Source organism: Brevibacterium sediminis (assembly GCF_024895295.1).
Classification (GTDB): domain Bacteria; phylum Actinomycetota; class Actinomycetes; order Actinomycetales; family Brevibacteriaceae; genus Brevibacterium; species Brevibacterium sediminis.
The window spans coordinates 401061-415341 of the sequence record NZ_JAHQRN010000002.1; the positions used below are offsets into that span (position 1 = coordinate 401061).

13 protein-coding genes and 1 riboswitch are annotated in these 14281 nt (G+C 65.2%); of the genes, 8 read left to right on the forward strand and 5 right to left on the reverse strand.

Annotated features, from left to right (window positions below):
- Positions 1-58 precede the first annotated feature (58 nt).
- From KTJ89_RS06180 to KTJ89_RS06190, 3 genes are read left to right on the forward strand one after another with little or no spacing between them, the layout of a single operon-like run.
- The gene (locus tag KTJ89_RS06180; RefSeq protein ID WP_259357096.1) at positions 59-1369 is read left to right on the forward strand and encodes a flavin-containing monooxygenase; all 1311 of its coding nucleotides are present in this window, start codon (positions 59-61) and stop codon (positions 1367-1369) included.
- The gene (locus KTJ89_RS06185; protein ID WP_259357097.1) at positions 1366-2082 is read left to right on the forward strand and encodes an SDR family NAD(P)-dependent oxidoreductase; all 717 of its coding nucleotides are present in this window, start codon (positions 1366-1368) and stop codon (positions 2080-2082) included. The genes KTJ89_RS06180 and KTJ89_RS06185 overlap by 4 nt, the downstream gene beginning before the upstream one ends.
- 39 nt (positions 2083-2121) lie before the next feature.
- Positions 2122-2664 carry a hypothetical protein gene (locus KTJ89_RS06190; protein WP_259357098.1) on the forward strand — a complete coding sequence of 181 codons (543 nt, stop codon included), beginning with the start codon at positions 2122-2124 and terminating at the stop codon, positions 2662-2664.
- Between the two features lie 89 nt (positions 2665-2753).
- Here KTJ89_RS06190 and KTJ89_RS06195 read toward each other — a convergent pair whose 3' ends face one another.
- The 3 genes from KTJ89_RS06195 to KTJ89_RS06205 are packed head-to-tail and all read right to left on the reverse strand — an operon-like array spanning position 2754 to position 5753.
- A complete protein-coding gene (locus KTJ89_RS06195; RefSeq protein ID WP_259357099.1) occupies positions 2754-3581 on the reverse strand; it encodes an energy-coupling factor transporter transmembrane component T family protein in 828 nt (275 codons plus the stop codon).
- Between the two features lie 10 nt (positions 3582-3591).
- A complete protein-coding gene (locus KTJ89_RS06200; RefSeq protein WP_259357100.1) occupies positions 3592-5124 on the reverse strand; it encodes an ABC transporter ATP-binding protein in 1533 nt (510 codons plus the stop codon).
- Positions 5124-5753 (reverse strand): ECF transporter S component, encoded by a 630-nt coding sequence (locus tag KTJ89_RS06205; protein WP_039206491.1) that lies wholly within the window; start codon positions 5751-5753, stop codon positions 5124-5126. Before KTJ89_RS06205 ends, KTJ89_RS06200 begins: the two co-directional genes overlap by 1 nt.
- A gap of 22 nt (positions 5754-5775) precedes the next feature.
- Positions 5776-5884, reverse strand: a riboswitch (TPP riboswitch).
- 371 nt (positions 5885-6255) lie between these two features.
- Between KTJ89_RS06205 and KTJ89_RS06210 the strand changes: the two genes are divergently transcribed.
- Positions 6256-8055, forward strand: coding sequence for a purple acid phosphatase family protein (locus KTJ89_RS06210; RefSeq protein ID WP_259357227.1), 1800 nt, complete (start codon positions 6256-6258; stop codon positions 8053-8055).
- 36 nt (positions 8056-8091) lie between these two features.
- On the opposite strand, the gene KTJ89_RS06215 is transcribed toward KTJ89_RS06210, so the two are convergent.
- Both KTJ89_RS06215 and KTJ89_RS06220 read right to left on the reverse strand, forming a co-directional pair.
- Entirely contained in the window at positions 8092-9009 is a 918-nt protein-coding gene (locus KTJ89_RS06215) for a universal stress protein (RefSeq protein ID WP_259357101.1), read from the reverse strand.
- Positions 9010-9166: 157 nt separating this feature from the next.
- Positions 9167-9706 (reverse strand): DUF4916 domain-containing protein, encoded by a 540-nt coding sequence (locus tag KTJ89_RS06220; RefSeq protein ID WP_139468629.1) that lies wholly within the window; start codon positions 9704-9706, stop codon positions 9167-9169.
- A 195-nt stretch (positions 9707-9901) separates the two neighbouring features.
- Between KTJ89_RS06220 and KTJ89_RS06225 the strand changes: the two genes are divergently transcribed.
- From KTJ89_RS06225 to KTJ89_RS06240, 4 genes are read left to right on the forward strand one after another with little or no spacing between them, the layout of a single operon-like run.
- Positions 9902-11398, forward strand: coding sequence for an MmgE/PrpD family protein (locus KTJ89_RS06225; RefSeq protein ID WP_139907247.1), 1497 nt, complete (start codon positions 9902-9904; stop codon positions 11396-11398).
- On the forward strand, positions 11398-12303 hold the full coding sequence (prpB, locus tag KTJ89_RS06230) for a methylisocitrate lyase (RefSeq protein WP_259357102.1): 906 nt from the start codon (positions 11398-11400) through the stop codon (positions 12301-12303). The genes KTJ89_RS06225 and prpB overlap by 1 nt, the downstream gene beginning before the upstream one ends.
- Positions 12300-13421: a bifunctional 2-methylcitrate synthase/citrate synthase gene (locus KTJ89_RS06235; RefSeq protein WP_259357103.1), complete on the forward strand. Its 1122-nt coding sequence runs from the start codon at positions 12300-12302 to the stop codon at positions 13419-13421. The genes prpB and KTJ89_RS06235 overlap by 4 nt, the downstream gene beginning before the upstream one ends.
- Positions 13422-13445: 24 nt before the next feature.
- Positions 13446-14273: an enoyl-CoA hydratase/isomerase family protein gene (locus tag KTJ89_RS06240; RefSeq protein WP_259357104.1), complete on the forward strand. Its 828-nt coding sequence runs from the start codon at positions 13446-13448 to the stop codon at positions 14271-14273.
- The last annotated feature ends 8 nt before the right edge of the window (positions 14274-14281 follow it).

Sequence of the window (14281 nt, forward strand, 5' to 3'; positions counted from 1 at the left end):
TCCCTGCGATACCCCGCATATCTGCCCACCCCAATCCCGTCGGGAAGGAACCACCGCTATGACCACACCGAAGTACGCCGTCATCGGTGCCGGAGCCGCCGGACTCTCCGCGCTCGCCCAGCTGCGCAAGGCCGGGATCGACGCGGACTGCTTCGAGAAGGACGACCGCGTCGCCGGACACTGGAACACCGACTATGATGCGCTCCACCTCATCACCGCCCGGGATCAGACGTTCTTCGAAGACTTCCCGATGCCGGCGGACTATCCGCACTTTCCACGCCGAGACCAGGTCAGGGACTACATCGTCTCCTTCGCTGAAGAGTTCGCACTGACCGATCACATCCGCTTCTCCACCGCAGTCGAAGCGGTCGAACCGATTGGCGGAGCGAACTCGGCCGGCACAAGGGGATGGACCGTACGCACGCGGAGCAGCGACGGCACAGTTTCCGAACGCGACTACGACGCGGTGCTGGTCGCCAACGGGCACCTGCGCGATGCGAAGATCCCGAACGTGCCCGGGACATTCACCGGCAAGCAGATCCATTCCTCCGAGTATGCGAACACCGGCGACATCGACGGTGACCGGGTGCTCGTCGTCGGAGCAGGCAACTCCGGTTGCGATCTTGCAGTGGATGCAGCGCAGCATCGCTTCGAGGTCGACATCGTGATCCGCAAAGGCGTCTTCTTCCAGCCCAAGACCTACTTCGGCAGGCCCCGACAGATGCTTGAGTGGATGAACCAGTTCTCCGCCGAGGAACAGGACTTCATCTCACGCCTGCTCGCAAAGGTCTCACTCGGCGACAACACGGAATATCCCGGACTGCCGGCGCCAGCCGTAAGTACCCTGGCTGAAGGCTACGCGGTGGTCAACGACCTGCTCCTCTACTGGATCCATCACGGGCGGATCAGCGTCCGCCCCGCAATCGAACGGTTCGACGGACGGACAGTGACCTTCGACGACGGCACACAACGGGACTATGACACGATTCTCTACGCGACAGGGTTCAATCCGAGCCTTCCGTTCCTCGACGATCGGCTCGTTGCGAAGAACGGGACGATGCCCGTCAAACACGCGGCCGGAATCATCCCCGCCGGTCTCGACAACCTGTACTACATCGGACTGACTGCACCGCGAGGGCCGCAGATTCCCATCTACGGCATGCAGGCCGCGCTCGTGGCGAAGATGCTGCAAATTCAGGAATCAGGGACGGTCTCCGTCGCAGAGTTCCTTTCGGAGCGATTCCCACCGGAGCACGGCATCGATATCGTTCGTGCACCATGGCTGAAGGAGCTCTCTGAAGTCGAGACGGCAGTCGATGCCCTCCTCTTCGCCGAGAAGTCGACGACGGCGACAGGAGCGCGAGCATGAGGACCGCACTGATCACCGGAGGAGCAAGAGGGCAGGGGCTCTCGCACGCCAAACGGCTGGCGGCGGCCGGGTGGGCTGTCGTCATCGGCGATGTCCTCGATGAGGACGGCACAGCCTCGGCGAAGGAGCTTTCCGACCTCGGGCACAGAGTCGATTATCGTCACCTCGATGTCTCCGATCCCGACAGCTGGGAGTCGGTGATGGAATTCGTGCGCGACGAGCATGGCAGTCTGCACGGACTGGTCAACAACGCCGGAATCATCCACGTTGCCGACATCGTCGAGGAGTCGCTGGAGGTGTGGAACAGAATCGTCTCCGTCAACCTGACCGGCAGCTTCCTCGGACTGAAGGCGGCGTCCCCGCTGCTGGAGGTCGGGTCGTCAGTGGTCAATGTTGCTTCTGTGTTCGGCCCGATTGGCGCCAGGGGCTACGCGGCGTACTGCTCGACGAAGGCGGGCATCATCGGGTTGACCAAGGTCGCCGCGCTCGAGCTGGCCGAACGGCGGATCAGGGTCAACGCCATCTGCCCCGGCGGGGTATCCACGAAGATGAATGAAGACGAGCCTGAAGGCGGCGTCTCCGATGACACCCCGTTCGGTCGCCGCGCGGAGGTCGACGAGATCTCGGGAACCGTGGCATTCCTCCTCTCCGACGATTCCCGATTCATCACGGGCACGGAAATCACCATCGACGGGGGGCTGACAGCGAAATAGGTGTGTTGGCAGGTCGGAGAACTGTCTACACTCGGACCCATGGCGACCAAAGCGCAGAACATCGCATCGATCGAAAAGGCCCTCGGCGAACCATGGGCCGACACCCGTGCTCGCTTGGAAGCGGCCGGGGGAGCGTCGGCGAGTCACAAGGAACTCGCCGACGCTCTCTATCCCCAATTCGACGGCAGAGTCGACAACCACGGCTGGTGGGTCCAGGGCGCCGTCGTCGCCTATGAGCAGGAGATCGGACGTCGAGTCCCCGGCCAGCGCGCCGACGGCACCTTCGACGTCGCCGTCTCCCGCACCATTCCCGGCGATCGTTCCGCACTCATCGAAAAATTCGCGTCCCTCGTCGGCGACACCCTCAACGAGGTGGCCCTCGACGGTGATCCCCGCACCTCGGAGACAGCGAAGCGCTCCTTCTGGCGAGCCAACCTCGACGGCGGAATCAAGGTCGAAGCCGCAGCCGAGACGAAGAGCGAAGACAAGACACTCTTCGTCCTCACCACGTCAAAGCTTCCCAGCCCCGAAGCCCTCGAGGAATGGCGGGCCTTCGGCAAGGATTTCCTCAAACAGCTCTGAGCTCTGACCGTCCGGCAGCTCTGATCGACCGGCGGCGGAACGGCTCCGACTTCTCGTGAGCACGGCAGCTCCGATACACCCGATCCGCCTCAGTCGATGATCGGGTTCCAGACTCCGAGCACGTGAGCTGCACCGATCGCGACCGTGCAGACGGCCAGACTCATCAGCACCGCCACGACATCTCGGACCGCGAACTTCGACCGCCTGCGCCACGTGCGGCCCGGACGACCGAATGCCCGTCCCTCCATCGCCATCGCCAGGGTCGTCGCCCGGCGAATCGAGACCACGAGCAGGACGAACACTCCGCTGAAGAGGCTGCCCGTGCGCCGCAGAAGCGAACCGCCCGCGACGCCTCTGGCCCGCCTGGCCATCGCCAGTACCTGCCACTCACTGACCAGCAGTCCGAGCAGACGTGAGGCCGCGAGAACGGAGACCACGACGACCTCCGGCAGCCGCAGGTGCTGAATGAGCGCATCGGCGAGGTCGCGCGGATCGATCGTCGACGCGAGAACGATGAGCGGGATCGCCAACGCCAGGGCACGGACGAAGATCGCCGCGGCGGCCGTCAACGAACCCGTGGTGAACAGAATCGGACCGAAGTCGACGACCACATCCCCGGTCTTCTCCGCCAGCAGCGCTGTGCCCCAGGCCGCAAGCAGGGCTCCGGCGGGGAGGAACCACAGCCGCTTGGCCGCGGCCATCAGATCGAGTCCCGTCGCCGGCAGAGCCAGCAATGCTGCCAGCAGCACCACTCCGGCAGAGACGAGATCGATGCTCAGCAGCGCCCCGACCATGAGGATGAGCGCGACTGCGATCTTCGTCAGCGGATTGCACCGAGCCAAAGCGGTGGAACGCACCACGGGGATGAGCTGCCCCGGATCCTCTGCGGCGACCTCGGAGGCGGGGCGAGAATTCATATCGAGACTGTCACTCACCGCGATCACCCGCCCTGACATGCGAATCCGACCCACTGATGTCGGCTTGTTCTGCGCTGCTGCGGTCGCCGAGCTGGAGGAGATCGGCCCCTATGGCCTCGAGGAACGCCTGATCGTGGCTAACCGCGACCACCGCGGAACCGTGTTCCAAGACATCGAGGAACATCTCCACCAACCGCGCCCACGTCAGCGCATCCTGACCGAAGGTCGGCTCATCGACGATGAGTACCCGGGGCCGGGGAGCCAGCATCGCCGCCACCGACAGGCGACGCTTCTCCCCACCTGAGAGACTCTGCGGATGAGCCTGCGCCAACCCGGTGAGACCGAGTCCCTCAAGAAGCTCATCCACCCGTGCCTGCGACTCGGCGGCAGACCATCCGGCCAGTCGGGGGCCAAGCTCGAGTTCGGTCGCCACGCTCGAGGTGAGGAACTGGTGCGCCGGTTCCTGGAAGACCATGCCGATGCGCGCCGCCAACTGCTTCGACGGCCAGGCGAAAGGCCGGGCCCGTTTGGCTCCGTCCTGCAGGGGCGCCTCGGCGAGGACCTGTCCGGAGAATTCGGGCAGAAGGCCCGCCAGGGTCAGGGCCGTGGTCGATTTGCCTGCCCCGTTCGCACCGACGATTCCGAGCGCCTGACCGGCACGCAGGCTCAGCTCCAGGCCGGCCGCGGTGGGGGCGGCCATGCGCGGTCGAGCAACGCTGAGCCGATGGGTGCGCAGCAGAACCTCGCCGAGGCGGCCCGTCGTCCTATTGATTTCTGCGGTTCCGCCTCGGCGCGGGTCGGGGGAGTGCCGCGGCATCCAGATTCCGCAGTCGACGAGTGTGTCGGTCGGGTCCGGATCGGAGAAGATCTGCGCGGGCGGACCTTGGGCAGCAATGCCGTCGCGGCCGAGCACGATGACCCGGTCGACGTGATCGATCCACAGCTCGACCCGGTGTTCGACGACGAGCATGGTCGCCTGTGTCTCGGCCTGCACGGTGAGCACGGCATCGCGGACCTCGGCGGCCGAGGCGGGATCGATATTGGCCGTCGGTTCGTCGAGGACGATGACCTCCGGGGCCATCGCATGGATCCCGGCCAGAGCCAGCCGCTGCTTCTGCCCACCGGACAGAGCGGCACTCGGATGCTCCGGCGGCAGATCGAGTCCCAGCGCCTGCAGGGACTCGGGGACCTGAGCGTCGATTGTCTCGGACGGGAGTCCGAGGTTCTCCATCCCGAACGCCACATCATCACCGATGCGGGAGAAGATCACCTGAGAATCGGGATCTTGGAGGACCAGCCCGGTGCTGCCTCGGCGGGGATCCGGTTTCTCACCGCCGACGAGGAGTTCACCGGTGGCCTCACCCGATTCCTCGGGCAGGACACCGGCGACGGCGTGGAGGAACGTCGATTTGCCGGCCCCGGAGGCGCCGAGCAGCAGCACTTTCTCTCCGGCCGCGATCTGCAGGTCGAGCGGACCGACAGCCGGCTGGTCACGGTCGGTGTGCGACCATGAGAAGCCGGCGGCCGTGATCGGCAGCGCCATCAGCGCAGACGGCCGGAGGCGAAGGAGCTCAGAGCACCCGTGGCCGCGATCGCCCGATAGGCGAACCAGGCGCCGATCCCGGAGATGACGAGGCCGGAGACGATCGCGCAGACGGCGTAGATCGCCTGGAAGCCGAACTGCCATTCTGCGTTGTACATGATGTTCTCGCTCACGGCCATGAACGCAGCCGCCAGCATGCCCGATGCGGCGGTGACCCACAGGGTGAAGCGCTTGTAGCCGAAGGCGGCGAAGACGAGTTCGGCACCGAGGCCCTGCAGCAGACCCGAGAGCAGAACGGTTGCTCCGAAGTGGGAGCCGAGGACGGCTTCGACGATGGCGGCGATGAGTTCGCACAGGAGCGCGGCACCGGGTTTGCGGATGATCGCACCGGCGAGCGGACCGGCCAGCACCCAGAGCCCTGCGATGAGACCGATCGACGGCGGGAATGCCTGGAAGGCGAGTTCGAGGACCTTCCAACTCAGCGCCAACACCCAGAACACGAGTCCCACGGCGATGCCGAGAACGGCGGTGGTGACATAGTCGACCACCCGCCACTGTTTGGATTTCGGCGCCGCGGTGAAGGCGCGTGAAGGGGTGGGTGTGGTGTTCGGCGTGGTGGTTTTCGGCATTGTGCCTCCTCATTTCAAGGAGGGGTGAAGAGTCTCGACTTCCTTCGACGGTGCTAACCGCATCAGGTTCGAGGGTCTGCAGCTTCTTCTGCACTCTCAGCGCCCCTGACGGCGCTCCCCTGTCGTAGCCACCACTGTACAACAGGGGAGCGGGGCAGCGACCGGGATCCGTGGCGACGCGGAGGCCGGGGGCGGTCATCGAGGATTCACTTCCCGTTCCCATTCCCGTCGATGGGCCTCGAACAATCGGACATTACTGGTCAGTAGGAATGGGCGGGTGAATACGCATCGACTTAAGAGACCGCTCAGTGCCCTGTCCGCCGCCACCCTGCTCGCCGCTCTGGTGGCGGCCCCGGTGCCCGTGCGTGCCGAACCATCTCTCGGCTCCGGAGGGCCGACCGCGACCCAGGGTGCGAATGCCGACTCTGTTCAGACTCCGAGCCCTGACCGGACGGATTCGCCCGCCGTGGCGGATGCTGGGAGCGAGGCTATCACCGATACCGTGTTGCAGGTCGGGGCCGACTCCACGGCGCGCAACCTCTCGTGGATGAGTGAGAGTGCCGGTGGGGGAGAGGTCCGGTGGGCGCCGGCGAGTGAGCTCGTTGGCGGAAAGCTTCCGGCCGACGCGGCAACAGCTGAGACCACGGACTCCGGTCTTGCCACCGACCTCAAGCGTCACTTCAACCATGCGAGCATGACCGACCTGGAACCCGACACCGAATACGCCTACCAGGTCGGCAGCGACGAGGACGGGTACACCGGGGTGGAGCAATTCACCACAGGATCTGCTGGAGGAGACGACGAATTCCTCGTCTTCGGCGACCCCCAGGTCGGCGCCGGAGGCGGGGATCCCGACGACGCGGCCGGTTGGGACCGGACCCTGTCCTCGGCGGCGGCCACTGCTGACGACCCGAGCTTCTTCTACTCGCTGGGAGACCAGGTCAACTCCGCCGGCAACCAAGAGCAGTACGCTCAGTACCTGGCACCGGAAGCGACCCGGACGATCCCGCAGGCGACGACGATCGGCAACCACGATGTGTCATCGAAAGCCTACGAGCAGCACTTCAACCGACCCAATGTCAGCCAGGACCACGGCGGTGGCGGCGTCATCACCTCCGGCGGCGACTACTGGTTCATCGAGGACGGAGTCCTGTTCCTCAACATCAACTCGAACAGTTCGGATATGGACGCCCACGCCGATTTCATCGAGGAAGTCGTCGCCGAGCATGGTGACCAGGCACGGTGGACTGTGCTCGGGTTCCACCACTCGATCTATTCGACGGCCACGCACTGGGACGACCTCGACGTCAAACGGCTGCGGAAAGCGATCCCTCCGGTCGCGGCCCGCAATGACATCGACCTCGTCGTCTCCGGCCACGACCACATCTATAACCGCACCTTCCTCATGGACGGCGAAGGCAAGCCTGTTGAGGGCTCCGAAGCGGGAGCCGAGGAAGAGAAGGAAGACGGGCAGACGCTCTACCTCACGCTGACCTCGTCATCAGGGTCGAAGTTCTATGACTACGTTCCCGGCCTCGACTGGGAAGGCAAGAGCGTCCACAACGACGTGCCCGCCTTCACGCGGGTCCGGGTCAGCGACGAGGCGCTGCGGGCGACGACCTATGAGGTGCCAGCAGGCGGGGCACCGGCCGATGGTGAGCGCGCGGAGGCGCAGGCCGCAGCCGAGCAGATCGACGATGTCGAACTCAGGCGCGCCGAGGCGGAAGAACCAGCCCCGGATGACGACCCGGAGGCCGATGCCGGTGTCGAAGCCGGCGCCGAAGCCGATGCAGGTACCGACTCCGGGGCAGGCGCTGATGGTGCAGGTGCGAATGATGACGCCGACGGTGCTGGAACGGGAGACGACGCGGACGCAGGTGCCGAGGGTGCGGGAACCAGCGACGACGCAGACGCAGGTGCCGATGGTGCGGGTGCAGATGCCGACGCTGGTGCGGGTGGCGCCGCCTCCGACAGCGCCGCCTCCGACGGTGCTGCCTCGGGTGGTGTCGGGTCTGACGGTACCGACGACGAGAACGGAACAGACTCGGGGACAGCAGATGCCGGCACTGCCGACTCCGGCTCCGAGGCAGATGCAGCCGAGGCAGATGCGACCGAGGCGAACGCCGCAGGAACGGGCGATGATTCGGATTCATCCGGGACCGCCTCGGCGAGTGGGGATGGAGACCTGCCCCGCACCGGCGGTGGGCTCGCACTGCCCTTGGCCGTCGGCGCGGGAGCGCTGGCACTCGGTGCGACACTTCTCGTGGTGAGCCGTCGCCGCCGAGGTGCCGGGCTCAACTGATCAGCACCTCCTGGCTGATCAGCACGGCGCTGCCGATCAGCTCGGAACCACCATGACCGGGCCTTCGGCGTGGTTGAGGACTCCGCGCGAGACGGATCCCAGCAGTGCGCTGCGGATCCGTCCGCGCCCACGGGTGCCCATCACCGTCAGCTGTGCGCGGGAGCTGATCTCGACAAGAGTCTCAGTCGGATCGCCGACCGGCACCGAGGTGGTCACCGCCAGGTCCGGGAACTGCTCCGACAGCGTCGCGGCTTCCTTCTCGAGTGATTCGGTCAGCTGCCTCTGCCGGCGCGCGGTGACCTCGGAGCTGAGTTCGAGGTCGGGGTACCAGTAGAGCCATTCCTCACCGGCCGGCAGCACCACGACGAGTTCGAGTTCCGTGCCGCGTAAGGCGGCCTCGGCGGCTGCCGTGAACATGGCGACCCGTCCGGTGTCGGATCCGTCGACGGCGACGACGACAGGGCCTGTGTCCGCGGATGCTGACGTCGACCGTTCGGAAACGACGATCGTCGGGCAGTGGGAGTGGGCCGGCAGGGCCGTGGACACGGATCCGAGGACTCGACCCATGAAGCCGCCGCGGCCGCGGGCGCCGACGATGACGATCTCGGCATCGGCGCTGAGCGTGACGAGCGCACCGGCGGAATTGCCGGGCGCGGTGCGGAAGGACTTCTCACCGGAGTAATCGCGCAGAAGTTCGACCGCCTCGGCGAGGGTCTTCTCTGCTTCCTTCTTCGCCTTGTCATCCTCGGGTTCACTGGGGATGGAGGCCATATTCGGATAGATCATCGTCGGCAGCTCATAGGCGGTGACGACGGTGAGAACGGTTCTGCGGCGTTCGGCCTCGACTGCGCCGTAGCGGACGGCTTGGGCGGCGAGTTCCGAGCCGTCGAAGCCGACGAGGACGCCGAGTTCGAGGTTGAGGCCGGATTCGGACGAACTGGTTTGAGCAGACATCTCGCACCTCTCGATCGGGGCCTGTCCAACCCAGACGCCGACGACGGCCCCGACTGGCGGTATCGTCCGCGTCGCTTTCAGTCTACCAAGACGGTTCTACAACTTGTAGAAAAAACGTGGGGCGAGAAGGTCCGTCTCACCTGGGCGTGTATCCGGCTCAGACGCGGAAGCCCAGATGGGCCAGTGCGATGCGCAGGATATGGTCCTGGCCGTAGCAGAGCTCGCCGACGATATCGGGACGCATGGTCTCCTCGGGGGTCAGCCAATCGAGGCTGAGGGCATCGGCCCGCGGGGTGCATTCGCCGCGGACCTCCATGATGAAGCACATGGCGATCGCATGCTGGCGCGGATCGTGGAGGAGGGCCGAACCCTCGGTGGGGAAGTACTCGGCGATGTGGAACGGGCTGATCGCAGGCGGAATGACCGGCAGCGCCATCGGGCCGAGGTCGTTCTCGGCATGACGCACCAATGCGGTTCGGATCGTCTCGTGGAAGCGGATCCGCCCGCCTACGACCTCGCGTCCGAGGGTGCCGTCCTCGAGGCTGCGCAGCAGCAGGCCGATGCGTTCGACATTGCCGGTCTCGCCCACCCGCACCGGGATGGCGTTGACATAGGGGATCGGCATGCGTCTGCGCAGGCGCGCGTATTCCGCGTCGTCGAACCAGTTCTCGTCGAAGTCCAGGGCAGTCCGAGTCATGACCCAATATTCCCACAACCATCCCTCGCGGCAGAAGAGCATGGGGACCCCGTTGGTGAACTGGGACACGCTTCGGGTAAAATATCTTGATGTCGAGATAAATTTCCGACCGGCAGGGACCTGTCGAGTGACGTGGCCTACAGTTGTGTCAGCACTATGTGACCATTTCCGGTCAAGGACTATGAAGGGGTATCCATGATCAATCATGAAGTCCGCACCTACAAGAGCTCAGAGAACCTGGCTCGCGAAGATCAGCTCGCATGGAAGATCGCCGAGGTCGCATCCGACCCGACGCCGGTCGATTCCGAAGTCACCGAAATGGTCATCAACCGCGTCATCGACAACGCTTCCGTCGCTGCCGCATCCGTGCGCCGCTCCGCTCCCACCCACGCTCGCGAGCAGGCTCAGGCTCACCCGTTCAATCCCGGTGCCAACATCTTCGGCCTGCCGGTGACCGACCGCTTCTCACCGGAATGGGCCGCTTGGGCCAACGGTGTGGCCGTGCGCGAACTCGATTTCCACGACACCTTCCTCGCCGCAGAGTACTCACACCCCGGTGACAACATCCCGGCAGTGCTCGCAGTCGCCCAGCACAAGGGCATCGGCGGCAAGGACCTCATCAACGGCATCGCCACCGGCTACGAGATCCAGGTCGACCTCGTCAAGGGAATGTGCCTGCACGAGCACAAGATCGACCACGTCGCCCACCTGGGCCCCTCGGCCGCAGCCGGCATCGGCGCCCTGCTCCACCTGCCCACCGAGATCACCTTCCAGGCCGTCCAGCAGGCCCTGCATGTGACCACCGCGACCCGTCAGTCGCGTAAGGGCGAGATCTCGTCCTGGAAGGCCCACGCTCCGGCGTTCGCCGGCAAGATGGCCGTCGAATCCGTCGACCGTGCGATGCGCGGCGAGGGAGCCCCGAACCCGATCTACGAAGGCGAGGACGGCTTCATCGCCTGGATCCTCTCCGGCCCCGAAGCCCGCTACACCATCCCGCTGCCGGGCAAGGGCGAATCGAAGCGTGCGATCCTCGACACCTACACCAAGGAGCACTCGGCCGAGTACCAGGCTCAGGCGCTCATCGACCTCGCCCGCAAGCTCGGCGGGCAGATCGAGGACCTGACGAAGATCAAGCGCATCGTCATCCACACCTCGCACCACACCCACAACGTCATCGGCACCGGTGCGAACGATCCGCAGAAGATGGATCCGAAGGCCAGCCGTGAGACCCTCGATCACTCGATCATGTACATCTTCGCCGTGGCCATGCAGGACCAGGGCTGGCACCACGAGCACTCATACGCTCCCGAACGCGCCGGCCGTCCCGACACCGTCGAGCTGTGGCACAAGATCGAGACCACCGAGGATCCCGAGTGGACCCGCCGCTACCACTCGATCGACCCGAACGAGAAGGCCTTCGGCGGACGCGTGGAGATCGAATTCGAGGACGGCTCGACGCTGACCGACGAGATCGCCGTCGCCGACGCCCACCCCTTCGGTGCTCGTCCCTTCGCCCGTGCGAACTACATCGAGAAGTTCAAGACCCTGGCCGAGGGCATCGTCTCCGATTCGGAGCAGACCCGGTTCCTCGATCTCGCCGAGAACCTCGAGAGCCTCGACGCCAAGGGCGTTGCGGAACTGAGCTTCACGGTCGACGGACTCGAGCACAGCGGATCGAAGGGCATCTTCTGATGCTCGGCGCACAGGCAACCCCCGCCGAGCGCCGCGCCAAGTTCCGCGAGCTGCTCGCAGGCGACGAGATCGTTCAGTTCCCCGGCGCCATCAACCCGATCAACGCTCAGATCATCGAGCAGACCGGCTTCGAAGGCGTCTACATCTCCGGTGGCGCGTTCTCCGCGGCCATGGGTCTGCCCGATATCGGGCTGACCACTCTCACCGAGGTGGCCGACCACGGACGCAATATCGCCCGAGTGACGAACCTGCCGACCTTCATCGACGCCGACACCGGATGGGGCGAAGCCATGAACGTGGCCCGCACCGTCCAGGAGTTCGAGGACGCCGGAATCTCGGGCATGCACCTGGAGGACCAGGTCAATCCGAAGCGCTGCGGCCACCTCGACGGCAAGGAAGTCGTGACCGCGGCCGAGATGTCCAAGCGCATCAAGGCCGCCGTCAAGGGCCGCCGGGACGAGAACTTCGTCATCTGCGCCCGCACCGACTCCCGCGCCGGGGAAGGTCTCGACGCCGCCATCGACCGGGCGAAGGCCTACGCCGATGCGGGAGCGGACATGATCTTCCCCGAAGCGATGCGAGACTTGGGCGAATTCGAGAGATTCGCCTCGGCCGTCGAAGTGCCGATCCTGGCGAACATGACGGAATTCGGAAAGAGCGAACTGTTCACCACCGAACAGTTGGCGAATGTCGGAGTCAAACTTGTGATCTACCCGGTCACGACTCTGCGCATCGCCATGGGTGCGATCAAATCGGGCCTGCAGACCATTCGGGACAAGGGCACTCAGGTGGACCTGCTCGAGGGCATGCAGACCCGTGCGGACCTGTATGACACGATCGACTACGCGGCGTACAACGAGTTCGATGCCGCAGTCTTCAACTTCTCACAGGAGGGTCACCAGTGACCGAAGAAATCAAGAAGGGCCTCGCCGGTGTCGTGGTCGACACCACCGCAGTGTCCAAAGTGGTCCAGGAGACCAACTCGCTGACCTACCGCGGCTACCCCGTGCAGGAGCTCGCCGCCAAGCGCAGCTTCGAGGACGTCGCCTACCTCATCTGGAACGGCGAACTGCCCACCGAGGCGCAGCTGGCAGAATTCCAGGAACGCGAACGCTCCCAGCGTGAGATCGATGACAAGCTCGTCGACCTCATCCTCGGCCTGCCCAAGGACTGCCACCCGATGCACGTCGTGCAGACGGCCGTGGCCTACCTGGGCGCCGTCGACCCCGAAGCCGACACCGAGGGAGCCGAGGCGAACCTCGCGAAGGCCGAGCGTCTCTACGCCCAACTGCCGACGATCGTGGCCATCGACCACCGTCGCCGTCACGGCCTCGACCCCGTCGCCCCGACGAAAGACCTCGGCTACGCCGCGAACTTCTTCAAGATGGTCTTCGACGAAGTTCCCGCCGAGGAGGTCGTGCGCTGCTTCGACGTCTCGATGATCCTCTACGCCGAGCACTCGTTCAACGCCTCGACCTTCACCGGTCGCGTCATCACCTCGACCACATCGGACCTGTACTCGGCAGTCGCCGGTGCCGTCGGCGCACTCAAGGGACCCCTGCACGGCGGAGCGAACGAAGCCGTCATGGCGATGCTCGAAGAGGTCGGCACCGCAGACAAGGCTTCGGCCTGGATCGACGAGGCACTGGCCAAGAAGGCGAAGATCATGGGCTTCGGCCACCGTGTGTACAAGAACGGCGACTCGCGCGTTCCCACCATGCGCAAGGCCTTCGAAGACATGGTCGCCGTCAAAGGTGCGAACGACCTGCTGGATCTGTACAACACCTTCGAAGAGGACTTCGTCGGGCGCAAGGGCATCTACCCGAACCTCGACTACCCCTCGGGCCCGGCCTACCACCTCATGGGCTTCGACACCGAGCAGTTCACCCCGATCTTCGTGATGGCACGCATCACCGGCTGGACCGCTCATATCTTCGAGCAGCAGGCGAACAACGCCCTCATCCGTCCCCTGAGCGCCTACGACGGTGAGGACCAGCGCGAGGTTCCCGACAACCGGGGCTGACCTCTCGAAAGGCAGAACACACATATGAGACCAGACGGCTCCTACCGTCCGGTCGATCTCGAGGGTTTCGACTTCACCGTCTCCGGTGGGGTCGGAACCCTCGTCATTGATCGGACCGAAAAACGCAATGCGATCTCCCGGCCCATGTGGCGGGCGCTGCCGCAGATCATCGCGAACGTCGATGCCGACGATTCGATCGGCGCGCTGGTGATCACCGGGGCCGGCGGGCACTTCTCCGCCGGTTCGGACATCGCCGACCTCAACGTCGCACTCGCGGATTTCTGGGAACTCAATTCCACCGCCGAGGCGGCTCTGGCGAACTCGCGGACACCGACGATCGCCGCCATCACCGGCAACTGCGTGGGCGGAGGGACGGAGATCGCCGCGGCCTGCGACATCCGCATCGCCGCCCCCGGATCGATCTTCGGCGTCACCGCAGCCAAACTCGGACTCGTGTACCCGGCCGGACCCACGAAGCGGCTGGCTGAGATCCTCGGCGACGCCTGGGCACGGTACCTGCTCATCACGGCCTCGATCGTGAAGTTCGAGAAGATGGCCGACCTCGGGTTCTTCCACGAAGTCTCCGACACCCCGCTCGAGACGGCACAGGCCCTGGGGGAGCGGATCGTGGGACTGTCCCGGCTCAGCCAGGTCGGAGCCAAGGCGATCCTCGACGGTGAACTGACGGAGGACACGGAGCCGCCTCGGTGGCTCGATGATGCCTACCGGGACGAGATCATCCGCGGTCAGGAAGCCTTCTTCGCCAAGGAGCCGCCGGAATTCGGCTTCGCCAAATCCGCATGGCAGAACGGTCCCCAGGTTCGTTCTCACGGAGTCCCGCGGAGAGGATAAACTGAGCG

What these genes read in the sequence shown, in the direction of transcription:
- KTJ89_RS06220 (WP_139468629.1), bottom strand. Translation starts at nt 9,706, where the DNA reads ATGACTCGGACTGCCCTGGACTTCGACGAGAACTGGTTCGACGACGCG.
- KTJ89_RS06215 (WP_259357101.1), bottom strand. Translation starts at nt 9,009, where the DNA reads ATGTCTGCTCAAACCAGTTCGTCCGAATCCGGCCTCAACCTCGAACTC.
- KTJ89_RS06205 (WP_039206491.1), bottom strand. Translation starts at nt 5,753, where the DNA reads ATGCCGAAAACCACCACGCCGAACACCACACCCACCCCTTCACGCGCC.
- KTJ89_RS06200 (WP_259357100.1), bottom strand. Translation starts at nt 5,124, where the DNA reads ATGGCGCTGCCGATCACGGCCGCCGGCTTCTCATGGTCGCACACCGAC.
- KTJ89_RS06225 (WP_139907247.1), top strand. Translation starts at nt 9,902, where the DNA reads ATGATCAATCATGAAGTCCGCACCTACAAGAGCTCAGAGAACCTGGCT.
- KTJ89_RS06180 (WP_259357096.1), top strand. Translation starts at nt 59, where the DNA reads ATGACCACACCGAAGTACGCCGTCATCGGTGCCGGAGCCGCCGGACTC.
- KTJ89_RS06240 (WP_259357104.1), top strand. Translation starts at nt 13,446, where the DNA reads ATGAGACCAGACGGCTCCTACCGTCCGGTCGATCTCGAGGGTTTCGAC.
- prpB (WP_259357102.1), top strand. Translation starts at nt 11,398, where the DNA reads ATGCTCGGCGCACAGGCAACCCCCGCCGAGCGCCGCGCCAAGTTCCGC.
- KTJ89_RS06185 (WP_259357097.1), top strand. Translation starts at nt 1,366, where the DNA reads ATGAGGACCGCACTGATCACCGGAGGAGCAAGAGGGCAGGGGCTCTCG.
- KTJ89_RS06190 (WP_259357098.1), top strand. Translation starts at nt 2,122, where the DNA reads ATGGCGACCAAAGCGCAGAACATCGCATCGATCGAAAAGGCCCTCGGC.
- KTJ89_RS06195 (WP_259357099.1), bottom strand. Translation starts at nt 3,581, where the DNA reads ATGAATTCTCGCCCCGCCTCCGAGGTCGCCGCAGAGGATCCGGGGCAG.